The sequence below is a fragment of the Acinetobacter suaedae genome, from assembly GCF_008630915.1.
GTDB lineage: Bacteria > Pseudomonadota > Gammaproteobacteria > Pseudomonadales > Moraxellaceae > Acinetobacter > Acinetobacter suaedae.
Genome location: NZ_CP043909.1, coordinates 1,476,903 through 1,500,155 on the forward strand (window position 1 = coordinate 1,476,903; position 23,253 = coordinate 1,500,155).

The 23,253-nt window shown below is 40.1% G+C and carries 23 protein-coding genes; 7 read left to right on the plus strand and 16 right to left on the minus strand.

Annotated elements, in window-relative coordinates; translation table 11 throughout:
- Window positions 1-119: 119 nt before the first annotated feature.
- Complete coding sequence (locus tag F2A31_RS06895; protein WP_150025753.1) at window positions 120-509, minus strand: tautomerase family protein; 390 nt, start codon at window positions 507-509, stop codon at window positions 120-122.
- Between the two features lie 270 nt (window positions 510-779).
- Between F2A31_RS06895 and F2A31_RS06900 the strand changes: the two genes are divergently transcribed.
- A complete protein-coding gene (locus tag F2A31_RS06900) occupies window positions 780-1,244 on the plus strand; it encodes a hypothetical protein (protein WP_150025754.1) in 465 nt (154 codons plus the stop codon).
- Window positions 1,245-1,383: 139 nt separating this feature from the next.
- Window positions 1,384-2,514 (plus strand): CNNM domain-containing protein, encoded by a 1,131-nt coding sequence (locus tag F2A31_RS06905; RefSeq protein ID WP_150025755.1) that lies wholly within the window; start codon window positions 1,384-1,386, stop codon window positions 2,512-2,514.
- A gap of 92 nt (window positions 2,515-2,606) precedes the next feature.
- Here F2A31_RS06905 and F2A31_RS06910 read toward each other — a convergent pair whose 3' ends face one another.
- On the minus strand, window positions 2,607-3,311 hold the full coding sequence (locus F2A31_RS06910; protein ID WP_150025756.1) for a Crp/Fnr family transcriptional regulator: 705 nt from the start codon (window positions 3,309-3,311) through the stop codon (window positions 2,607-2,609).
- Window positions 3,312-3,419: 108 nt separating this feature from the next.
- On the opposite strand from F2A31_RS06910, the gene F2A31_RS06915 reads away from it, so the two are divergent.
- The gene (locus F2A31_RS06915; RefSeq protein WP_150025757.1) at window positions 3,420-3,953 is read left to right on the plus strand and encodes an Mpo1 family 2-hydroxy fatty acid dioxygenase; all 534 of its coding nucleotides are present in this window, start codon (window positions 3,420-3,422) and stop codon (window positions 3,951-3,953) included.
- 69 nt (window positions 3,954-4,022) lie between these two features.
- Here F2A31_RS06915 and ychF read toward each other — a convergent pair whose 3' ends face one another.
- The 7 genes from ychF to F2A31_RS06950 all read right to left on the minus strand — a co-directional run bounded on the left by ychF (window position 4,023) and on the right by F2A31_RS06950 (window position 11,648).
- Window positions 4,023-5,114, minus strand: a complete 1,092-nt coding sequence (gene ychF / locus F2A31_RS06920; protein ID WP_150025758.1) for a redox-regulated ATPase YchF — start codon at window positions 5,112-5,114, stop codon at window positions 4,023-4,025.
- A 94-nt stretch (window positions 5,115-5,208) separates the two neighbouring features.
- Window positions 5,209-5,868, minus strand: coding sequence for a methionine ABC transporter permease (locus F2A31_RS06925; RefSeq protein WP_150025759.1), 660 nt, complete (start codon window positions 5,866-5,868; stop codon window positions 5,209-5,211).
- Window positions 5,849-6,919: a methionine ABC transporter ATP-binding protein gene (locus F2A31_RS06930; protein WP_150027701.1), complete on the minus strand. Its 1,071-nt coding sequence runs from the start codon at window positions 6,917-6,919 to the stop codon at window positions 5,849-5,851. The genes F2A31_RS06925 and F2A31_RS06930 overlap by 20 nt, the downstream gene beginning before the upstream one ends.
- A gap of 11 nt (window positions 6,920-6,930) precedes the next feature.
- On the minus strand, window positions 6,931-7,761 hold the full coding sequence (locus F2A31_RS06935; RefSeq protein WP_150025760.1) for a MetQ/NlpA family ABC transporter substrate-binding protein: 831 nt from the start codon (window positions 7,759-7,761) through the stop codon (window positions 6,931-6,933).
- Window positions 7,762-7,787: 26 nt separating this feature from the next.
- Complete coding sequence (locus F2A31_RS06940) at window positions 7,788-9,200, minus strand: LLM class flavin-dependent oxidoreductase (protein WP_150025761.1); 1,413 nt, start codon at window positions 9,198-9,200, stop codon at window positions 7,788-7,790.
- Window positions 9,200-10,423, minus strand: coding sequence for an SfnB family sulfur acquisition oxidoreductase (locus F2A31_RS06945; protein WP_150025762.1), 1,224 nt, complete (start codon window positions 10,421-10,423; stop codon window positions 9,200-9,202). Before F2A31_RS06945 ends, F2A31_RS06940 begins: the two co-directional genes overlap by 1 nt.
- Before the next feature lie 13 nt (window positions 10,424-10,436).
- Window positions 10,437-11,648 carry an SfnB family sulfur acquisition oxidoreductase gene (locus tag F2A31_RS06950; protein WP_150025763.1) on the minus strand — a complete coding sequence of 404 codons (1,212 nt, stop codon included), beginning with the start codon at window positions 11,646-11,648 and terminating at the stop codon, window positions 10,437-10,439.
- A gap of 358 nt (window positions 11,649-12,006) precedes the next feature.
- Here F2A31_RS06950 and F2A31_RS06955 point away from each other — a divergent pair, with 358 nt between their 5' ends.
- From F2A31_RS06955 to F2A31_RS06965, 3 genes are all read left to right on the plus strand, one after another.
- Window positions 12,007-12,777: a glutathione S-transferase family protein gene (locus F2A31_RS06955; RefSeq protein ID WP_150025764.1), complete on the plus strand. Its 771-nt coding sequence runs from the start codon at window positions 12,007-12,009 to the stop codon at window positions 12,775-12,777.
- A gap of 235 nt (window positions 12,778-13,012) precedes the next feature.
- Window positions 13,013-13,396 carry a hypothetical protein gene (locus F2A31_RS06960; protein ID WP_150025765.1) on the plus strand — a complete coding sequence of 128 codons (384 nt, stop codon included), beginning with the start codon at window positions 13,013-13,015 and terminating at the stop codon, window positions 13,394-13,396.
- Window positions 13,397-13,499: 103 nt separating this feature from the next.
- On the plus strand, window positions 13,500-14,960 hold the full coding sequence (locus F2A31_RS06965; RefSeq protein ID WP_150025766.1) for an aminoacyl-histidine dipeptidase: 1,461 nt from the start codon (window positions 13,500-13,502) through the stop codon (window positions 14,958-14,960).
- A gap of 34 nt (window positions 14,961-14,994) precedes the next feature.
- On the opposite strand, the gene rtcA is transcribed toward F2A31_RS06965, so the two are convergent.
- The 5 genes from rtcA to F2A31_RS06990 form a co-directional block, all read right to left on the minus strand.
- On the minus strand, window positions 14,995-16,041 hold the full coding sequence (rtcA, locus tag F2A31_RS06970; RefSeq protein WP_150025767.1) for an RNA 3'-terminal phosphate cyclase: 1,047 nt from the start codon (window positions 16,039-16,041) through the stop codon (window positions 14,995-14,997).
- A 253-nt stretch (window positions 16,042-16,294) separates the two neighbouring features.
- The gene (locus F2A31_RS06975; protein WP_150025768.1) at window positions 16,295-16,753 is read right to left on the minus strand and encodes a DIP1984 family protein; all 459 of its coding nucleotides are present in this window, start codon (window positions 16,751-16,753) and stop codon (window positions 16,295-16,297) included.
- Window positions 16,754-16,765: 12 nt separating this feature from the next.
- Window positions 16,766-17,149, minus strand: a complete 384-nt coding sequence (locus F2A31_RS06980) for a DUF7684 family protein (RefSeq protein ID WP_150025769.1) — start codon at window positions 17,147-17,149, stop codon at window positions 16,766-16,768.
- 2 nt (window positions 17,150-17,151) lie between these two features.
- A complete protein-coding gene (locus F2A31_RS06985; protein WP_150025770.1) occupies window positions 17,152-18,423 on the minus strand; it encodes an RtcB family protein in 1,272 nt (423 codons plus the stop codon).
- Between the two features lie 297 nt (window positions 18,424-18,720).
- Window positions 18,721-19,683 carry a ribonuclease Z gene (locus tag F2A31_RS06990; protein ID WP_171490565.1) on the minus strand — a complete coding sequence of 321 codons (963 nt, stop codon included), beginning with the start codon at window positions 19,681-19,683 and terminating at the stop codon, window positions 18,721-18,723.
- Window positions 19,684-19,750: 67 nt separating this feature from the next.
- Here F2A31_RS06990 and rtcR point away from each other — a divergent pair, with 67 nt between their 5' ends.
- Window positions 19,751-21,352: an RNA repair transcriptional activator RtcR gene (rtcR, locus tag F2A31_RS06995; RefSeq protein ID WP_150025772.1), complete on the plus strand. Its 1,602-nt coding sequence runs from the start codon at window positions 19,751-19,753 to the stop codon at window positions 21,350-21,352.
- On the opposite strand, the gene F2A31_RS07000 is transcribed toward rtcR, so the two are convergent.
- Complete coding sequence (locus F2A31_RS07000; RefSeq protein WP_150025773.1) at window positions 21,353-22,423, minus strand: DUF2157 domain-containing protein; 1,071 nt, start codon at window positions 22,421-22,423, stop codon at window positions 21,353-21,355. It lies immediately after the preceding gene.
- Window positions 22,424-22,516: 93 nt separating this feature from the next.
- Entirely contained in the window at window positions 22,517-23,146 is a 630-nt protein-coding gene (locus tag F2A31_RS07005; RefSeq protein ID WP_150025774.1) for an alpha/beta hydrolase, read from the minus strand.
- Window positions 23,147-23,253 lie beyond the last annotated feature (107 nt).

Consider the following 23,253-nt stretch of genomic DNA (forward strand, 5'->3'; position numbering starts at 1 on the left):
CTATCCTGAGTAATTTGTGTTTAAGCATAGCAGAACTTTTTATGGAATTAAGCTTGTGTTAGACAAAAAACATGGTTTTTGTCAGACAAAAAAGGATGATCTAAATACCTAAGATCTGTTTAGACATTGACATGATAATTCAGTTCTAATTCATCAGCATTTTTTCCACGAATTCCCCAATGACTTTTCGGCGTTTCAAAAATAGTAATTTCAATGTCTTGTGCTGATATGCAACACAAGTTTTGGATATTTGAAAATATGGTTTGAATGAGCTTTTTCTTTGCCTCGATTGATCGACCTTCAAACATAGAGATTTCAATAATGACATAATGATCACTACGATCCTTTGGATAAATAAAGTTTTCTGGTTCCATTGGAATAAAGCGCTGAAACTTCTTTTCAACCGGATAATGTAAGCTTGTTACTAATGCTTGATGAATCGCTTCAGACAATTTTATTCTAAATTGCGTAATTGTTTGATCGAGCGCATAAATTTTTATTTGTGACACAGTGGATTAACTCCCTAAATTATAAATATTATTTTAAGATTTTTCATGATGATTTCTCTACTTTTTGCGCTTCATCTATTGTGAATGATAAAGGAATCATTGAATAAAGAAGAGGATTGAACGGATAAAATTATAGAGAATAAGCGTGTACACGACAAACTTAGTTTGATAATTCATATGTTTGTCAGTTTGATAAATGAGTAACAAGGATTGAGAATTATTTCTAAATTGACTAGCATAAGTCACAAAAGTTTCAATGATTATTTTCAGATGTTAAAGACAAAAACCTGTCTCAGAGCAATGGTGTTATGTGCACCTTTATTACTTATCGCATGTGGTAATGGGAGTAATGAACCTGAAAAAAAGGTTGAGATCAAACCTGCGCCGAAACTGACAAATGATGCAACTGCATACGCAAATGCGGCTTGGCAATTAATCAATGAGATTGATCCACTTGTTTATGACAAGAAAATCGATGAAATAGAAGAAAAAGTAAGAAAGCCGCTGCGCCAATTGAGTACTGATTGGCGAATCAATGTCAAGATGACCGATTCGGTTACTGAAGGAAAATATGCATTGTGTCGTAAAGCCCTTACTAGTTTAGATAGCTGGGCTAGAGATGTAATCGCTAATGCTAACAGTGTGACTCAAAAGCAAGCTGACTATGAGCGAGATAAGGCTCAGTGTAAGGGAGCAATTGATAATCCAGCATTAGGGAATACTTCGCCTAAATAAACTGCGATAGCTTAAGGTCATAAGTTGTAAAGAAATAGTCTTGATACATTGCTGAAAAGATTGACTCAAAGCGAGGGAGAACGTAGGATAAATTTCCTCAATTGTATAAGGAACCTGTGGTTAAAAGCCAAGTTCTCATATGGATACTCCCAGTTTAATTTCAGAATTTTTTGGACAAATTTCTTTTACTTCTGCCCTCAGTGGTGATGCGTTACTTTTATTATTATATGTTGTTTTAGCATTATTTTTTTCGTTTCTATGCTCGATTGCTGAAGCAACTTTACTTAGTATTACACCAAGTTATATCGCTGGTTTAAAGGATACAAGTCCTAAAAAAGCTGAACAGCTAAGAAGATTAAAAGAAGATAATATAGATCAATCTCTAGCTGCGATTCTAACCGTAAATACGATAGCACATACCGTTGGTGCGATTGGTGCTGGTGCAAAGGCGATTTCGGTATTTGGCCAAGTCTGGTTTGGCGTTTTCTCCGCAGTCATGACTTTACTGATCCTTTTCCTTTCAGAAATTATTCCTAAAACACTCGGTGCTGTATATTGGCGCCAATTGGCTTCTTTTACAGGAGTTTATGTCAATTTCCTCATCAAAATTATGTATCCATTAATTGTTGTCTCAGAAAAGTTAACTAAACTGATTTCTGGTGATAAAAAAGCGCAACAATTCAGTCGTGATGAGTTTGTCGCGATGGCTGGTATCGGTAAGGAAGAAGGAATGTTGAATGATCGAGAGTCTAAAATTATTAGAAATCTCTTTTTATTCAAGTCTTTTGATGCAAGTACAGTGATGACACCAAGAATTGTTGTTTCGGCTCTACAAAAAGATTTAACAGTTGATGAAGCGCTTGCGATACCAACGATTTCTAATTTTTCTCGCTTACCGATTTATGAAAATGATCTGGATAGCGTAGTCGGTTTTGTTTTACGCGAAGATTTGTTAGTTGCAAAAAATAAAGGGGAAGAGGGGCGTTCAATTTCTGATTTTCGCCGAGAGTTGATTACGGTTATGGCAAAGACTCCTTTATCTAGGTTAATGGAAATCTTATTGGAAAAGCGGCAGCATATTGCATTGGTCGTTGGAGAATATGGGGATACCAAAGGAGTAGTGACCTTAGAAGATGTTGTTGAGACGCTCTTAGGAATTGAAATCCTTGATGAAGGTGACAAAGTTGAGGATATGCAGAAATTGGCACGACAACTTTGGGAAAAGCGTGTCGGGAAAATGGGTATTCATCTTGAGCCGCCATTTAAATAAATTTTAAATTAATGCCAATGTACTGATGACATTGGATGATATGTTTTTAGCCTGTGTAATCATCTTGTTTTAACCCGATGATCACACAGGCTTTAATTATTCAACCTACCTATTTTGGATAAAATTTTTAATTTATTTAAATCAATCACCTGTATTTTTTTGAAGCCCAATTGAATCACGCCTTGTTTTTCGAAGTGGTTAAGTTCTTGATTTACCGTTTGTCTTGAAACTGTTAACATATTTGCAAGTTGATCCTGAGATACTTGAATATTCAGATCTTGGATAGATGAGCGATTGCCATAACCCTCTAGTATAAATAATAAGCGTTGAGCGAGCCGTTGGCTGATACTTTGGGTTTGGATGGCAATCTGCTCTAGAAACACATAGCGTAGTTTTTGGCTGGTAAGCAAGGCAAAGTAATACCAATAATAAGGATTTTGCAATAAAAACTCGTTAAGCGGTTGCGCAGGAATTTGAAGAACAACACTTTTTTTCAGTGCAATTGCATCATGCGATCGTGGTTGGTTATCGATTAAAGAGATTTCACCAAACCACATAATAGGCTCTGCAATTGCAGCGATTGCCTCATTGCCGTTGACATCGATGTACCCCAAGCTAATTGAACCTTCAAGCACACCGTAAACGCCATCAAATATATCTTTAGCATTAAACACTGCGGCATTTTTCTCTATGGTAAGTCTTTTACCATGTGCAAGAATAAAGTGCTGAAATGGCTCAGCTAAGTTTTGATACCAAGAGTTTTGCAGCAAATGATGAATGTAAATTGGGTCTAACACGGCGATTCCTTTCTCGAAAATCTAGATCCATTTGTCAGCTATTTGACAACTTGGTTTTTTGATTTCTTATAGATTAATAACATATAGAAATAATATGAGGAATGCGAAATGACAAATTTGGAGCGTCAACTTAGCCAATATGCGGCTTATCATCTAGATCGTAGTAATATTGTGACTCATTTTGTAGGTATTCCACTGATTGTTTTTTCAATCTTATGTTTGACTGCACGAGCAAGTCTGGACATCTCTGGTTTTTCAATTACTTTAGCGATGCTGTTGATTGGATTAAGCAGCATTTACTATATTACATTAGATAAGTTGTTTGGTGTTCTGATGCTGATTTTATTCATAGTGGCATATCCACTAGCTGTAAAAATAGCTTCATTGCCGATGTGGACTTGGTTAGGTGCAAGTGCTGGTATTTTTGTTGTGGGTTGGGTATTTCAATTCGTTGGACATTATTTTGAGAAGAAAAAACCTGCGTTTGTTGATGATCTGATTGGTTTAGCAATTGGACCATTATTTGTGTTGGCAGAGTTTGTTTTTTTACTCGGATTCCGTAAGTCCTTGCATGAGCGCATTTTAAAAGAGGCAAAAATGAAACGTGCAGCAATGGATATGAAAACAAGAACTGTTTTTTAACAATTGTAGTGAAAAATAAAAAAACCGCCAATAATTCAAATTGGCGGTTTGGAGAAAATTAATTAGAAATTATACATTAAAGCGGAAGTGTAAAACGTCACCATCTTGAACAACATAGGTTTTACCTTCTAAACGCCACTTACCTGCTTCTTTCGCGCCGTTTTCACCATTGTATTGGATGAAGTCATCGTAAGAAATACATTCAGCACGAATAAAGCCTTTTTCGAAGTCAGTGTGAATCACACCAGCTGCTTGAGGTGCAGTTGCACCAACTTTAACTGTCCAAGCACGAACTTCTTGTACGCCCGCAGTGAAGTAAGTCTGCAAGCCAAGCAAACTATAACCCGCACGAATTACGACGTTTAAACCTGGTTCTTCCATACCCATCGCTTCTAAGAATTCAGCACGGTCTTCATCTTCAAGTAAAGAAATTTCAGCTTCGATTTGGTTGCAAAGCGGTACAACAATTGCATTTTCTTCAGCAGCAAGTTTTTTTACTGCGTCAAGGTGTGGGTTGTTCTCAAAACCATCTTCTGCAACGTTGGCAATATACATAGTTGGTTTAAGTGTCATTAAGCCAAAACCACGGATGGCTTTACGTTCGTCATCAGAAAGATCAGCAGCACGTGCTGGTTTACCTTCATCAAGTAAAGGTTGAATTTTCTCTAAAGCAGCTTTGGTTGCGATAGCTTCTTTATCGCCACCTTTTGCTGCTTTGGTTAAGCGTAATAATGCTTTTGCGACAGTATCAAGGTCAGCAAGTGCAAGTTCAGTATTGATGGTTGCGATGTCGTCTAATGGATCAATTTTACCATTCACATGAATCACGTTTTCATCTTCGAAACAACGAACAACGTGTGCAATTGCATCTGTTTCACGGATATTGGCAAGGAATTGGTTACCCAAACCTTCACCTTTAGATGCACCAGCAACTAAACCTGCGATATCAACAAACTCCATAGTTGTTGGAAGAACACGTTGAGGCTTTACAATTGCTGTAAGTTTGTCTAATCGTGGATCTGGAACAGGAACAATCCCTGTATTAGGTTCAATGGTACAGAACGGAAAGTTTTCAGCAGCAATTGCTGCCTTTGTTAATGCATTAAATAATGTAGATTTACCTACGTTTGGTAGACCAACAATACCGCAATTAAAACCCATGAAACCACTCACAAATGTGTTATATAAAAATTGCTGCTGATTTTACATGAAAGCCATGACAAAGTCATGGCTAGAGTGGATGATCTGTTTTGGCTTAAACTTTGCGCTTATCCAGCTGTTTGGCAATATGATCACCTGTAGTTTGTACCAACATGACCAAAACAATCAGCACTAAAATCACAGCAAGCATCACTTGCATATCAAAACGCTGGTAGCCATAACGATAGGCAATATCGCCTAGACCGCCTGCACCTATTGCACCGGCAATCGCAGAAGAGCTGATCATGGTGACAATAGTCACGGTAAAACCTGCAACAATTCCCGGCAAAGCTTCAGGAAGTAATACATGCCAAAGAATCTGCTTGCGATTACAGCCCATCGCCTGTGCTGCTTCAATCAGTCCTTGATCGACTTCACGTAAACTGACTTCTGCAATACGGGCAAAGAAGGGAATTGCAGCGATGGTCAAAGGCACAATTGCTGCTAAGACCCCATAACTGGTCCCGACAATCCAGCGTGTAAATGGGATTAAAGCCACCATTAAAATCAGGAAGGGCACAGAGCGGGTAATATTAATCACCCAGCCTAAGGACTGATTGATTTTCTTGGATGGATAAATGCCAAAATCGGCGGTGCTGACCAAAATCAAGGCAATCGGCAAACCAATCAAAAAGGAGAGAATCGCAGAAACGCCGACCATAATTAAGGTATCGGTAGTACCTGTCAGTAACAGATCAATGAGTTGATTGTACATAACCGATCACCTCAAGTTGTGTTATTGCATAGTGCTTTTTGAATTGTGATTGTTTTAGATCAAATTCCAGATTGCGAATCCCGATGATCAATGAGCCGATGGTTCGCTGTTGGATGCTATGAATTTGACTGTAATACACCTGAACTGGGCTATTAAAGCCATCCAATAATTCATATAAATCAAGCACCGATTTAGATTCACTGACATATTTCAGTTTTAAAAGCTGATGGGTACTCTGAGGCAGAATGGTTGGGCTAAGTTCAAAAGGTAGATCCACCTGTTCAAAATTGAGTAATTCCTGTGTGATCTGTTGTTGCGGATTGGAAAATACCGACCAGACCTGCCCGGACTCAACGATTTCACCCTGATCAATTACGACCACCTGATCACAAATTTCCTGGATGACCTGCATTTCATGGGTGATCAAAACAATGGTTAGACCAAGGTCCTGGTTAATCTGTTTCAGCAAAGCCAAAATATTTGCGGTACTTTCTGGGTCGAGTGCAGAAGTGGCTTCATCACATAGCAGGATTTCAGGTTGCGACACCAAAGCACGTGCGATACCGACACGTTGCTTCTGTCCTCCAGACAGTTGAGAGGGATAATCATGTCGCTTTGCATCTAAACCTACCAGCGTCAGGACATCACTGACCCGTTGCTCAATCTCAGTCTTGTCATAAGCTGCGATCCGTAATGGTAGAGCCACATTTTCCCACACCGTTTTGGCAGACATTAAATTAAAATGCTGAAAAATCATGCCAATTTTCTGCCGAGTTTTGATTAACTCGGCATGGCTGAGTTCAGCAATATTTTGCTGATGAATTAGAATACTGCCTGTATCAATCGACTCTAAGCCATTTAAGGTGCGCAGTAGGGAGGATTTACCTGCACCGCTTTTCCCAATAATCCCAACAATCTGTGCTTTGGGAATATCGAGGTGAATGTCCCTTAAGGCATGTAAGCGTTGGCCCTGTACATCATAAAACTTATTTAAACCACGTATTTTCAGATGTGGAACTGAAAAATCGACTTGTGAACCAAAACTCACCATCATCGTTCTCCTTATTTCCAACCTGGGAACCACAGTGACGGACCGAAATCGCTATCCAAAGCCGCTTTCACTTTTGGCGAGTTTTGGTAAATCTCGACAAATTTCTGTAGCTTGTTGTCTTTGTCCTGATAGTCATCACGCACTACAAATAAAATCGCATAACGCTTATTGGTGTTGTCATCAAACAACAAGGCACTTTCAGGATCAGCCGTTTTGGCTAAACGTAAGTAATGCGGATAACCAAACGCGAGATCAACATCGTCAATTGCACGTGCAGTTTGCGGGCCTTCAACTTCAGTAAATTTCAGGTTCTTCGGATTTGCGGTAATGTCTTTCAGTGCAGAAAGATGATTGTTACTGTCTTTCAGTTCAATTAACTTGGCTTGCTGTAAAAGGAGTAGTGCGCGCCCTTGATTGACGGGATCATTAGGAATGGCAACAGTAGCGCCATTTGGCAGTTCATCAAAACTTTTATATTTTTTTGAATACAGTCCAACATGCGACGCTGCACCTGCAGCAAAGGATTTTAATTTAAAGCCAGTTTCTTTAATGGCATTATCCAAAAAGGGCTGATGCTGGAAAAAGTTGGCATCGATATCGCCATGACTAAGCGTAATGTTAGGCGTGTTCCAATCAGAAAACTCTACTAATTTCACCTTGAGACCTTGCTGTTTGGCTTCATCCGCTGCGACTTGAAGCGGATGAGCAAAAGAAGGACTTATTCCAATCACCAGTTCACTATTACTGCTTTGTCTGTGTTTATTCCAGATCAGTAAGGCAATAATCGCAACAACAACGACCAGGCCAATACCGAGCCATTTTTTAGAGGCTGTTTGAGCCATATATTTCTCCAATTTTTTCTTTAATGTTAAGCACTAATTTCTTCAATTATTTTTAGGGTATCTGTGTTGTTATGCGTTCTACATCGGAATTGATCAGCAGGATGGCTTGCAGTTAAAAGATCGCCTTGGGCAAACAGTTTGTTCCGCAGTGAACCTGTGGCATATTCAGTTTTATAACGTCCACGTTGCTGTAACTCAGGGATCACCAGTCGAATAAAATCATGGTGTGATTCAGGTGCAACCGTACGGGTCAGGTTAAAACCATCAATACCGGTCTGATCAAGCAGATCAATCAGGTATTCCGCAACTTCAACACCACTCCCTACAATCAGGGGATAACGTCCACCCAGCACATGTTGGGCTTTTAGATCATTTTTGCTGATGCGCTGTTCTTTAAATTTCTCATTGACGGAAGCAATACTATTGCTCTTTTGATACGGAATCGCTTCATCATCTGCAAACTTGGCAAGATCAATTCCGACTGAGCTGGCATAATGGGCCAGTCCGGCCTCAGGGCTGGCATACTGACGGTATTCAGCCAGTTTTTGCTGGGCAAGTTCATGTGTTTCAGCCACGACCACAGTAATGCCGACAAAGATTTTAATTGCATCTTCATCTCGACCTTGTTGCTGTGCTTGTAGTCGTATTTTATTGACTTGCTGACGAATCTTTTCGGGTTGATCACCACCAATAAAAATACATTCGGCATGGCGCGTAGCAAATTGTAGTCCTTTCGGTGAAGCACCAGCTTGGAAAAGTGTTGGCGTACGTTGAACCGAAGGCGCAACTTGAAATACCCCTTGGCTTTGGTAATATTTCCCTTGATGATTGATCGAGTGGACTTTATTGGGGTCAGTAAAAACACGCTGTTGCTTATCTTTCTTTAAGGCGTCATTTTCCCAGGAACCTTCCCAATATTTATAGCAAAGCTGTAAAAACTCCTCGGCTTGATCATAGCGCGCATCATGATCTTTTAAGCCTTTTTGCCCAATCAGGCGTTCAGCACTGTCCAGATAACCCGTAACAATATTCCAGCCGAGACGACCTTGGGTTAAATGATCGAGACTGGCAAAACGCCGTGCAAATTGATAAGGCTGCTCATAGCTGAGATTGACCGTGACGCCAAAACTCAAATTCTGGGTCACCAAAGCCATGGCTGAAATCAGGGTAGACGGGTCATGGCTTGGCAGTTGAATTGACTCTTTCAGGGTCAGCTCGATGCCATTCTGATAGACATCATACACACCCGTAATATCGGCGAGGAATAGGCCATCAAACAGACCTTGTTCCAAGGTCTGTGCCAATTCAGTCCAATAGTTCAGCTCATTAAAGCGATGTGATTGATCACGCGGATGTGTCCATAGGCCATGATTGATATGACCGACACAGTTCATATCAAAGGCGTTCAGTAAAATTTTCTTTGCAGTCGTTTGCGTCATTACAATGTCCCCCGACGTGGAGGCAGAATGCCATTCAACACATAATTACCGATGAAGTAATATTTCCAGCGTGCCGCATCATGCAAGGTGTGTACACGCGCATTACGCCAGTGACGGTCCAGCCCATCGGCACGTTGACTACCACGACTACCAGCCAGTTCAATCAGTTTAGAAGATGCCTTTAAGGCGGTTTCAGTACTATGCGCACGTACTTTTGCCACATCAATTGAGGCTTTGGCTAAGTTTTCTGGATTGAGATCCTGTTTGGCAGCATCAACAGATCGAGCTGCCTGTTTAAGTAAAAGTTCGCTGGCTTTAACATCGGTTGCCACACGACCAAGCTCAGACATGGTTAAGGGATCTTGAGTAGCGGAATCAATATTGGCATCAATCCAAGGGCGGGCGACACGCACACGCTCCAGTGTTTCCTCAAAAGCAGCACGGGCAATCCCGACTTCAATTGCGGCATGCATGATTTGAGCAAATGGGCCGACCAAAGACAATTGTTTAAAGGCGGTATCAAACGGAATCACATCCTCTTTGGCAACGAAGACTTGATTAAACTTGACTGTGCCGCTGCCTGTAGTACGTTGACCAAAACCAGACCAGTCATCAATCAGCTCCAAACCTTGACTGTCGCGCTGCACAAAAGCCAGAAATTCGCGTCCAGATTCATCCACCACTAAGGTTGGAATACGATGGGCAAACAGGCTACCCGTGCAATAAAACTTTTCCCCCTGAATCAGATAACCGTTTTCGCTTGGGATTAGGGTGCTTTGTTTATGAGCTGAGGTACGGGTTTTAAATTCCGCCAGCGCATTACCAAACCGTGCACCTTGTAACACTTCCTGATAGAGACGCTGCTTTTGTGATTCGGTACCGGTATTACGTAATACTTCCAGTGCATAAAAATGGTTTTGTGGAATCTGACCGATGGAACCATCCGCACCGCTAAACAGGGCAATTACTTTGGCAACGGTGAGACTGGAAACCTCTGCACCCCCATACTGCTTAGGTACAGTAATCGCCCATAAACCTGACTGGCTATAAGCTTCGATTTCTGTAAAGGGTAAGTCCCGATTGGCATCACGTTCAACCGCAGATTGTTTAAATTGCTGACTGAGTTGTGTGGCAATCTCCAATGCTTCTGCATCGCTTTGAATGATATGTGCCGCTTTTAAATGGGGCTTGGCAAAACCTTGTAATTCTTGATATGAGGTCATGATGATGTGCTCCTTAAATCCAGGCATGGCGGGCAGGGGGTGTACCATTGAGGTAATAGTCACCAATGGCATGGAATTTCCAACGCACAGGATCGTGTAAGGTATGTACGCGAGCATTGCGCCAATGTTGATCAAGATTATGTTGGCTTAGGCTGGCACGGCTTCCACCAAGTTCGAGTAATTTTTCTGAGATATGCAGGGCAGCATCATTGGCATAGATTTTTGCTTCTGCCACTAAAATAGAGGCGCGTGCGGCTTGCTCGGCAGAAATCTCAGTAAGTTGATCAAGTTCATCCAGATATTCTGCTGCCTCATCCAACAATAAAATGGCTGCATCGAGCAGGATATTGAGTTTGCCGACTTCTTGTAGGGTGTAATGTTCTTCACTGGCCTTTTCTACACCTGCATCAATAATTGGACGTGCTTTACGAATGCTAGACAAGGTGTCATCAAAGGCAGCCTCAGCAATGCCAACATCAATCGCAACCTGCAACAGTTGAGAATAAGCACCACGCACATTTGGGGTGTCGGCAATAATGCGCTCGTCAAAAAATAGGGCTGGATTAGCGACGACGTTGTGTAGCTTTACCGTTCCACTGGCTGTAGTACGTTGACCAAAGCCATTCCAATCATTAATCACTTCTACGCCCACAGCATGTCGGTCAATGATCGTCAATACGGTATAACCGTCTGGATGTAAGGCACGGATGGCTAGCCAATCTGCAAAGCTGGTTCCTGTTGAGTAAAATTTTTCTCCGTTTAAAAGGTATTGACCATTTTCCAAAGTTAAAGTGGTTTGAATGGCTTTAGTATCTTTGGAATTTTTTTCAGGTCCTCCATTGGCAATCCGTTTACCCGCAAGTACTTCAGTATAGATAAACTGCTTTTGAGCATCTGAACCGGTGATATTGATAAAATTGAGTAGCCCGAATTGGTTTTGAGGAATCTGTCCGACATTGGCATCGGCTTTACTTAAAATACGAAACACATGAGCTAAGGTTTTATTGGAGACAAAAGCACCTCCATATTGTTTTGGAATACGAATACCGCCTAAGCCCTTTTGACTCAACAGATGAATTTGTTCCGTTGGCAAAATACGATTTTGATCTCGTTTATTTCGTTCTTCTAATGCAAAGTCAGCAACTTGATAGGCGGCATTGATGGCCTGCTGATCATTTAAAATCAGTTGTACTGGAGTTTGGATCACTGATGGATTACTGGACATGTAAACACCTCTAATAGACAAGAGGGACTTTACATAAAAATTACTTTTCAACTAAATTAGAAGTTTTGACTTAGATATCATAATAATTATTAAGCATTTTTTTTGAGAAAAAGCACATAAAAAGTAATATGGAATTTAATGGTAAAACAAATATTTAACTCTTTAAGACGTTTTCTTAATTCTTAAGGTCTATGCTTTTATGAAGTATATGAATATTTTCACCTTAAAAACATATAAATATTTTTAGCCAAAATTTAAAAAAGATAGAGCAAAAACGACATTGTAATCATTCACTTTTACTTCTAAAGTATCAAAAAGCTTATGTTTGATCGAATAGAAAAATAAATTTGGAGTGTTTATGCGGGTTTTATACCAATTTCCTTTATCTCATTATTGTGAAAAAGCTCGCTGGTTGTTAGATCATAAAGAATTGGACTATGTTGCTCATAATTTAATTCCAGGTTTTCATCGTGCGTTTACTTATTTAAAATCAGGGCAAAATTATTTGCCGATGTTGAAGGATGATAAGCAGTGGATTGCAGATTCAACGCAAATCGCTCTGTACCTTGATAGTACTTATCCTGAGCATGCTTTGCTACGGCGTGATGAACAATTACGTGAACAAGCCATTGAGATAGACAAGCTTGCAAATGAATTGGGTGTTCATGTGCGTCGTTGGTCATTGGCACAAGCGCTTTCCACTAGTGATCATCCGCTTGAAATTATGATGGGTGAACAAGGTTATTTGCGTCAATTTGAGAAATTTTCAAAGCCAATTCTTAAAAGTCTGGTGGCTTCAAACTACCAGTTAAATCCAGAAAAAGTCGCCCATTCCAAAGTGCGTATGACAGAGTTGATTACTGAATTAAATCAACGTTTGATCGACAATCAAGGTCGTTATCTCGTTGGTGATCGTTTAGGGTTGGCTGATATTTCAGTTTGTTCAATGCTCGCGCCATTATTGGTGATGAAGGGAACTCCTTGGGAGTTGGAAAATGATGATGTTGATCAATTTGGTGGAGAGTTAAAAGAATATTATGACTATTTGTTAGATCTTCCACTTGGACAATATGTTCAACGCATTTATTCAACTGAGCGTAATGCACGTGTGGATTGGCGTGGTATTTAATCTATTTTTTACTTTAAATCTAATGGTTAAACTGGGTATAAATTACTTAGTTTAATTTATTAGATGAACGATCAAAGGATGTACATATCTAATCAGGTCGAAATTTATCAATTTAATAAAAGAAGTAAGACAATCGGCTAATCAATAAAACACAATTGTATATATAATAATTCATACCGTACGAGTCGGTTTTAAGCTGTGATCCAGCTAAGAACATAAAAATAGAGGGAATACCATGAAAACATTGCAATTTATAGCGGATTGCCCTAAACATGGGTTAATTGATCATCCACCTAATGAATGCTATATCACCCAAGAATATGTGGCTGCATTATTATATAAACAATTAGAACAATACGGTTTTGATGCCCAGCATATGCGTCATGAACATGAAAAAATTGAAGTTTGTATCGACAATCACCAGTTGCCACTTTCTATTCTATGTTCACAGCAAGATTCGGAAGGTCATATTTTGTGTGAGATCACAGCAAATCCTCAACAAGAACAAGCTTGGTTTGAAAAGATTGAGACACAAAGCATTATCCGTCAATTGGCCCAAGCTGTTGAAAATAGTTTAAAAGCTGAACATAGTTTTTCTAAATTTGTATGGAAAAGTTAAGTTAGTTTTCAATATGTCATCTTAAATGAAGTGATTTAACATCATGACCGTTTCGGTGTATGGTGTATATTTGTTTAAACGCTTTATTTGAGAGTATATGTGCATGATACAGGTCGATTTTTCTAAATTATCTCCCCAAGTGGTTTGGCGACATTTTGAGACTTTGTGCACAATTCCTCGACCATCAAAACATGAACAACAATTACGACAGCATCTCAAAGATTGGGCGGAACAGTGCAACCTAGAAACCTATGTCGATGATATTGGTAATCTGATTATTCGAAAAGCTGCCACAGCTGGTAAAGAACAAGTTGCAGGTGTAATTTTGCAGGGACACTTAGATATGGTGACTCAGGCAAATCGTGGTACGCAACATGACTTTTTTAAAGATCCGATTCGACCTGTATTAAAAGATGGTTGGCTGATTGCTGAAAATACTACGTTGGGTGCTGATAATGGTATCGGAGTTGCACTGGCGTTGGCGGTATTAGAATCAGATGATATTGCGCATGGGCCGATTGAAGTACTTTTGACGATTGATGAAGAAGCGGGAATGAGCGGTGCCCGTTTGCTTAAATCGGGTGTTTTAACGGGGCAATGGTTATTTAATATTGATACCGAAGAATGGGGTGAACTCTATCTTGGTTGTGCTGGGAGTATTGATATTGAAGTACAACAGCCTATCCAATATCAAACAGCACCTAGTGATTTAATTTATGTAGATTTGTTGGTGTCAGGCTTAAAAGGTGGTCACTCTGGTGTTGATATTCATCTTGGTCGTGGTAATGCCAATGTGATTTTAGCCAATTTCTTAAATGATTATTTGACACAATCAAATGGCAGACTGGTTGAATTTGTCGGTGGAACAGCGCGCAATGCCATCCCACGTGAAGCGGTAGCAACCATTGCAATTAAAGCAGAGCAATTATCAGAATTAGAAAATGCCGTTGCAGTTGTACAAAAAGAATGGCAACAAAAACTACAAGGTATTGATGATCAACTGCAAATTACCTTTCAACAAAATGCCAATCAGATCAATGAAGTGATTGTGCTGCATCAACAACAAGCTTGGTTGCAGGCATTGGCAACGTGCCCATATGGCATTGCGCAGTGGAGTCGTGCTTTAGCTGATGTGGTTGAGACCTCAAATAATATTGGTGTGGTCAAATTGACTAAAGATGAGGCGAAGACTTTAATTATGGTTCGTTCTATGGTGAACCAAGAAGCACTAACATTTGCCCAGAATATCCAACAGCACTTTGCCAATTTTGAAATTCAGTCTGAGTTAACGCCATTGGTGTCGGGTTGGACACCAAATCCAGATTCAGCGGCATTGAAGTGTTTACAACAGGCTTATCAGAGCGCATTTGAAATTGAACCGAACTTGAAAGTGATTCATGCGGGCTTGGAATGCGGCATTATTGCGGAACATTATCCTGATTTGCAGATGGTGTCTTTTGGCCCGGATATTCAAGGGGCGCATGCGCCTGGTGAGCGGGTTAAAGTCGATACTGTAGAGAAATGCTGGAAGTTGTTGGTGACGGCTCTGGAATCTGTAAAATAAATTTTTATAGAAAAGAAGCTCATTCATGAGCTTCTTAAACTTTGACAATGACCTGAAACAGATTTTTGTCTAGTTCAATAAATTCAGTTTCACAATCAATAAATTTTTCAATCATCGCGGCTTGAGTGCGAGTATGTTCGCTAATAGATTGTGCGGTAAATTCACCACCTTGCCCCAATGCCAAAGGTAATAGCAACTGATCCGCTAAATACTCATCTACTACAGCTTGAGAAGCAATATATCGTTTCACCTGTTTCGCCAAATGATTGGCAATTTGTTCTGCACTTTTGCGCATTTCACCTAAAGCAGTAAATAGCTGAACGTGATGTTGATATTCAACTTTAACATACGCTGTATTGCCTTGGCTGATTCCATTTAAATGGAATTGCTGCTGAGTATCTAATTTCAGTCTTTTATTTAAAGTGGCTAATTCTCGTTGTGCGATTTGCGCTTCTTCGGAAAGGTTGAGTACTGCTGCAAAAGCCTCAGTGCTTTGCAAAGTACCACGATCTAATAGGCTTAACTTGTTTCGATGTTGCCAAGGCTGAATCTTGATTTGAATTTCACCAGCACCAATCGGGAAGAAGCCTGCTTTGTTTAACTTAAACTCGACCTGTATTCCAAGTTTTTCTAATGCAGGCAAAAAGCATTGCTCGATAAAATCTGCCGTTGGCGCAAGCGGGTTGTGAGTGCCACCAGAAATAGTCAATTCACTTGCTTCATTTTGCAATAACAAAGCAGGTAATAGCGTCTGTAAAACCAGTGTTGTACTTCCTGCTGAACCAATCTGGAATTGGTATTCTCCACTCTGTACATGCTGTGGTGCGAAGTACAATCGCTGGCTATGGAGTTCAGCACCTTCCACATACGCTTGGCTGATGTGTTGAGATGCCTGTACACAGACTAAATGCTGACGCATTAAGCCTGGTTTTTTACGCCCAGCACGAATGTTGATTAATTCAAATGCTTGACCTGTAATCATCGAAAGAGCTAGGGCAGTTCTTAAAATCTGCCCACCACCTTCACCTTGTGAACCATCAATTTGGATGGCTGCTGGCATATTTGCCAAAGCTTTATTCACTTCTATTTTCCTTATTTTCTAATTTAATGAACATACTGTCAGTACATGGTAATGCGAAGTAACGCGTGACTTTGCTTTTAGCAAAGGTTTGCTAGGTACATGGTGCTGAGCCTAATCAGTGAAGATTGATGCATGACTCACATGCTGCCATAGCCGCCTGAATTATTTTCAATCCCTCAAGCGGACGCAGGATCTTGTACTCGCCCAGTATGCCCAAACTATGATTGTGAACTAGATCCACAAAATTTTTTGTTTATTCGATTAAATCAATCTGCCAGTTTGCAGCCTGAATTTTGATGTTTAAGTCGCGTAGCTTTGCGCTGATATCATCGGCTTGTTTTTGCAAGCTAGAAACAGGGATAACCTTCTGCCACTTGATTTCACGAGCACTATAACGGTCGGGTTCACGATGGGTATTAGCAATCGCATTAATCAGAATCTTATGCTGTTCTGTATAACTATCCCTTGAACTTAGAAGGGATAGCAATATTTTGCCATCCTCAAGTTTTGCTTGCGCATTGGTCAAATGAATACGACAAATCAGTTGATTGCTTTCTTGGGTTAAAGCAAACGCCTGTTTGATCAGTTCATTTGGGTCTTCACTCGGTTCATCGCCATCTTGTACCAATACATTGGCGTTGATCCGTTGTTTTAATGAAGCGAGCTTTTTTTGTTGATCGCTTCGCAGTAAAAGTGCTTCTGCGAGTTTCATTTTATTTACCTTTTATTCAATCTGTAAAATGACTAATTTTGAAATACTTTCCAATTGCATACCGATTTTTGCAAACTCAATAACTTCATCTAAAGTTTCATTCTCATGCCAAGTGGTTATAAAACAGGTATTAATTGGCGGTTCATTGTTATAAAAAGCTACATAAGTCTCGTCTAAAACATCATCCCAAATAGAGCATTCATGTCCTGTCACCATTGCCTGAATGCATCGTTTTGAATAGACAATCTGCTCACAAATCCAATTACGCCATTCAGGCAGAATTTGCTTAGTATCCACAATGAGAATAATGTAATAGGGTTGCTCAGGTAGAACGAGATGAGCTTCTTCATTTGCCCTGATTCTACAGCTCTGAATATCTAAACAATCCTTTTTCATTATCACCCCTTAACACAAACAACTTGTCTTAATGTATAAACCACTTCAACCAAATCGCTTTGTGCTTTCATCACATCTTCAATCGGTTTATAAGCCGATGGAATTTCATCAATCACAGCCGCATCTTTTCGGCACTCTACACCTTCAGTTTGCGCAATCTGATCCTCTACAGTAAAGCGACGTTTTGCTTCAGCACGGCTCATTACACGTCCTGCACCATGTGAACATGAACAGAACGATTCCTGATTTCCAAGCCCACGAACGATAAAAGACTTTGCACCCATTGAACCTGGGATAATTCCATATTGTCCAAGTTTGGCACTTACAGCGCCTTTACGGGTCACCATCACTTCTTCGCCGTAATGTTCTTCCTTTTCCACATAGTTATGGTGGCAGTTTACGGCTTCCAAACGTGCTTGGAACGGTTTCGGGATAATGGTTGCTAAGGCTTTAATCGCAGATTGCATCATGATTTCACGGTTTTTCATCGCGAAGCGTTGTGCCCAACCTACAGCAAACCAGTAATCATCAAAATGATCTGTTCCTTCGACTAAATATGCTAAATCTTTGTTGGGTAAGTTAATAAAGTGCTTTTGCATATCTTTGCGAGCAAGCTCAATAAAATGATTACCGATGGCATTACCCACACCACGAGAACCTGAGTGCAACATAATCCAAACATGATCATGTTCATCCAAACAGACTTCGACGAAGTGATTTCCTGTACCTAAAGTTCCTAACTGTTTTCGGTTGTTGGTGTTTTTTAGGCGAGGATGCTTGGCACAAATCAACTCAAAGTCGGCAACTAAATCTGCCCAAGCTTGATCCACCATTTCAGGTGGATTTTCCCAAGAACCACGATCTCGTCCTCGGCCTTTGGTCATCCCATGTGGGATCAAACGTTCAAGTTCAGTACGTAAAGCATGTAAGTTATCAGGTAGATCTGAAGCAGTTAGGCTGGTACGAGTTGCCATCATTCCACACCCAATATCAACACCGACAGCAGCAGGGATAATCGCACCTTTGGTTGGAATGACACTTCCAATCGTTGCACCTAAACCAAAGTGAACGTCTGGCATCACAGCCATCCATTTATAAATAAAAGGCATTTGAGCTGTTTGTAGCAATTGTTGTTTTGAGTTGTCATCAACAAGGACGCCATTGGTCCACATTTTTACAGGCATGCTGTTTTCATTTTGAAGTACTTGATAAGCACGTTGTTGCTGTTCTTGTTCAAATTGAGCTTGTTGGTTGATTTGTTCAACGACAGACATTTTCATTTTCCTTTCTAAACCTGCCTGCCAAGCGTTTGCAGGCAGGTGATATTCACAAGATCCCAATGATGTTGTGTGCTTATACTATTGCAGTGACTGTGCCAACTTTTTTAAATTTAATTTTAATAATTAATAAGAACTTGATAATTAAATAAAATGATTTTTTGAAATATCTTTCAAACTGCGATCTATGCTTAATGTTAATAAATTTATTATATCTTATAATATATAAATATATCTTATAAAATATTTATTTTGTTGTGAATTTTATCAGGCTCCTCACATACTGCAGACTTATTAATATTTTTCAATTTTTGTAAGCTGACCTGTTTCATCTAAGCTAAATTGATCGAAATCATGGGCCAAATAAAAATTGCCTGTATAGAATGTTTTTACCTCCTCAGCAATCGCTTGCTGCCCAGTGTTATCCTGATGACGTGGACTAAAGTGTGTCAGGATCAGATTGCTTAGATTTTGATGTTGAGCAAATTCTGCAACCATCTTTGCTGAACTATGCATAGGACCTGAACCTACTTTATCTAAAATCGCTTGAGTGTAGGTACTTTCATGAATTAAGAGTTGGGCATCTTGGCAAGCTTGTGCCAATAACTCGGGACGATTATTATCTCCACCCACAATGGTATGAACACGTTTAGTTTGTAACTGAATAAAATCAGTTGCTTTTAATGTTTCCCCATTAAATTGAATGTTCTGACCTTGTTGTAAGTCACCCCAAGCTTTACCTTTGGGTATGCCGAGTTGAATTAAAGCCTGTGTATCTAATTTCTTTTGTGTGTTTTGAGCAATAATACTAAATGCAAAACTGGGTACACGATGACTCAATGGATGGGCTTGAATTGAAAGTTCATCCGTTATTTGTTGTATTTGAGCCGCTTCATTCACATCAATAAAGTTAAGTGGGTAGGGCAAATGTAAATCCGTGAGCTGTGCCGTAACTTCAATCCATTGTTGAATTTGTTTGGGGGCGATAATAGTTAAAGGTGCAGTACGGGCATTCATACCTGCACTGGCCAATAAGCCAACCAAACCATAACAATGATCGCCGTGAACATGGGTAATACAGATGGCAACTAGGCTTTGTAATGCAAGTTTCGCCTGTTGAATACGATGCTGGGTACCTTCACCAGCATCGACCAAAATCCAGTCTTTATTCTTGCTGTTACGGATGGCTAGGCCAGAGACATTGCGTGTGAGTGTGGGTACACCAGAAGAGGTACCTAAAAAAGTAAAATGAAGCATATTGTTGGAATTTTTCACTGAAATGCGTATTGTATATGATAGTCATATATAAAATATTATAGAAATTATGCTGAATGCAAAGAAAACTGTCGTGATTGGCTTTGTTGGTTCTACTCTAGATCAAGGAAAACGCCCTGATCGTTGGCAACGTTGGCGTCCGACTTTGAGTCTTTTGATGCATGAAGATTTGATTGTGGATGAACTGGTGCTATTGCATGATCGACAGCATCATAATTTAGTTAAATTTATTGCTGAAGATGTGCAGGATGTATCGCCATCGACTATCGTGTCTGGACAGCGAGTGAGCATCCGTGATCCTTGGGATTTTGCTGAGGTCTATGGTGCGCTATATGACTTTGTGAAAAGTTATCCCTTTGATACTGAAAAAAACAACTATCTTTTGCATATCACTACAGGCACACACGTTGCTCAAATCTGTTGGTATCTTCTGGTCGATGCCAATTACCTACCTGCTAAGCTGATTCAAAGTGCACCTAATCAGCAGAAAACACCAGAAGGTGAATATCGTATCATTGATCTGGACTTATCTCGCTACGATGTTCTCAAGCAGCGCTTTGAAGATGAGCAGCTACAAAACTGGCAACAGCTGAAAGCCAATATTTCAACCTATAACCACGAATTCAATCAACTGATCACTGAAGTTGAATTGGTTGCAACACGTTCTAGCGCACCAATCCTAATTATGGGCGCAACAGGTGTGGGTAAATCGCATTTAGCGAAACAAATCTATCAATTAAAGAAAAATAAGTTTCATTTAAGTGGGCGTTTTGTTGATGTGAACTGTGCGACGCTTCGTGGTGATAGTGCTATGTCGAGTTTGTTTGGGCATATCAAGGGGGCTTTTACAGGGGCAGCAGCTTCGCGAACAGGTTTATTAAAAAGTGCTGATCAGGGTATTTTATTTCTGGATGAAATTGGTGAGCTTGGGCTAGATGAGCAAGCGATGTTGCTTAAGGCACTCGAAGATAAATCCTTTTTTCCTGTTGGGAGTGACAAAGAGGTTCAGGCCGATTTTCAGCTAATTGCGGGGACAAATAGAGATCTAAGAGCCGAAGTGCAAGCGGGCCGTTTTCGTGAGGATTTGTGGGCACGATTGAATACATGGACTTTCTTTTTACCGAATCTTAAAGATCGAATTGAAGACATTGCTCCCAATATTGAGTTCGAGTTGCAACGCTTTTCGGCAAATCACCAACGACAATTCCGTTTTCAGCGTGATGCACTTGATGTGTATTTGAAATTTGCCAAGTCGAAAGAAGCATCATGGCAGGGGAATTTTCGTGATTTGACTGCCAGTGTGACGCGGTTAGCGACATTATCCAATGGTGAGCTGATCTGTTCAGAAACGGTGGAAAAAGAGATTCAGCGTTTAAAGCAGTTGTGGTCGATCCAAACTACACAATCTGTATCTAAAGAAACAGATATTTTACTTAAATATTTAGATCAAACGCAGCTGGGAGAGATTGATGAGTTTGATCAGATTCAGCTGCGTGGTGTACTTCAAGTGTGTGAAAATGCCAAATCGATGGCGGATGCTGGACGCCAACTGTTTGCAGCTTCACGCCAGCAACGCAATACCACCAATGACAGTGACCGGGTCAAAAAGTATTTGGCCCGGTTTGGCTTGAGTTGGCATGATTTTCAATAATCACTCAGCTGGATGGTCTTTCTTGATTTTGGATTGGCTGGGTAGAAATTCCAAATTCCAGAGTTTTTCAGCATGACGGCCAATCCACCAGAAAGAGATAGCCAATAAAATAAAGAAAATGGCTTTGTGCATGCCATTCCAGAAGAACTCAAAATACTTAGTGTAGAGGTTAATAAATAAGAAAGTGATCCCAAAACCACGTGAGGTGGCATCATCATGTTTTAAACCATAGACAATTGCGATGATGGCAATAAACGCGAATAGTACACCCCAATGTAACAGCTCATATTGCTTGACGCTATACCAACTCCCTAAGTCACCATAATTGCCAAAGATAGAGAGAATCCATAAGGCAATAAATAGATAAAGTAGTCCCATGACATAAGTTGAATGGGCGAAGTCTATAAAATGCGCATAGCGTTTAAACAGCAGGCTTAAGCCAATTAAGGCACCGCCAAAAAAGACAAAGCGTAACGGGAAGTTCATGCCTAGATAATAGGCTCCCCAACCGGACATATAGCCAGTTTCTGTACCAAACCATGAGCCGAGTGAAAGTAGAGCAAATACCCAGATCAGTTTAGAGGGGAACCAGAAGGCAAGTGCAGCATAAATAAGAGTGGAGAGCAGAAATAACAAAGAAAAATGACCACTACCTGTATCAATTGCTTGCCCGAAATAGGCGACAGACGCTGCAGTAGACAGCACACCTGCAAAAATAATCGCTTCATTGCTAAATTGATGCTGGGGTTTGGTTCTACGCCGACGATAGGCAAAGCCATAAAAGGCAGTCGCCACCACAGCAAAAATCAGACATGGAATGATCTTGGAATTGATAAAGATTTTTTCAATTAGCTCCATCAAGAACTGATCGGCAGTAACTGCAGCGATGGCAATCACTGCACAAATCATTGAAATCCAGAATGAATATTTTGCGAGTCGCTCCCAGTCAAAAGGTTGAATCGAAAAACTATCATTTAATTTATTGGCGACATCGGGTGTAATCGTGCCTTGTTGTTGCCAATTTTCGATGATTTGCTTTAAAAAAAGTCCTTGTTTTTTATTTAATTTCATTATTAAAGAACCTGAATGTCTGTACATCTATACTGATATAACAGACATTGGATTCAAAAGACGTATATTTTTCTTAGTAATTTGTTGTTAAGTCTACAGTTTTAAAAAGTGGGTAATGACTTGACGCAACTGCTTTAGATAGCCTGTAAAGAAATGATTGGCACCCGGCAGAATCGTGATGGGATGTTTTTGCGGTTTTGCCCAAGCGATCATGTCTGAAAGGAGGGTAATATCATCTTGCTCGCCGTGAACAAATAAAATATCACCATCAATTGCAGGGGTTTGGTAATGACGTAAGTCAACAACAGAACCTGTTGGTAATCCACACAAAACTAATTGTTTTGGGCGAGATTCTTCGCTGAGTTGGGCTTGGCACTTTGCAAGCACATGAGAGCCGAAACTGAAACCGCCTGCATAGAAGGTTAAACCTGCATGCTTTGCACGCGCATATTCAATCACAGCCATAATGTCATCAGTTTCACCATGACCTTGATCATGTGTACCTTCGCTACCCGCTAAGCCACGGAAGCTAGGACGATATACCACACACCCCATTTCATTAAAAATCTGAGCCAATAAAACAGGGACTTTATGATTTGGTGTTCCGCCTTGTAAAGGATGTGGGTGGCAGACAACAGCAAAACCTGTGACTTCACCTTGAGGTTGATCGACAAACATTTCAATTTGACCAACAGGACCTTGGATGAATAATTGCTCAGACATAAGATACGTAATGGATAATGGAAGAATCCACTATTTTACCGATAATGAAGAATGAAAACACGAATTGGCATTAAAAATTATCAACTGTTATAGTTTCACCAAGTTAA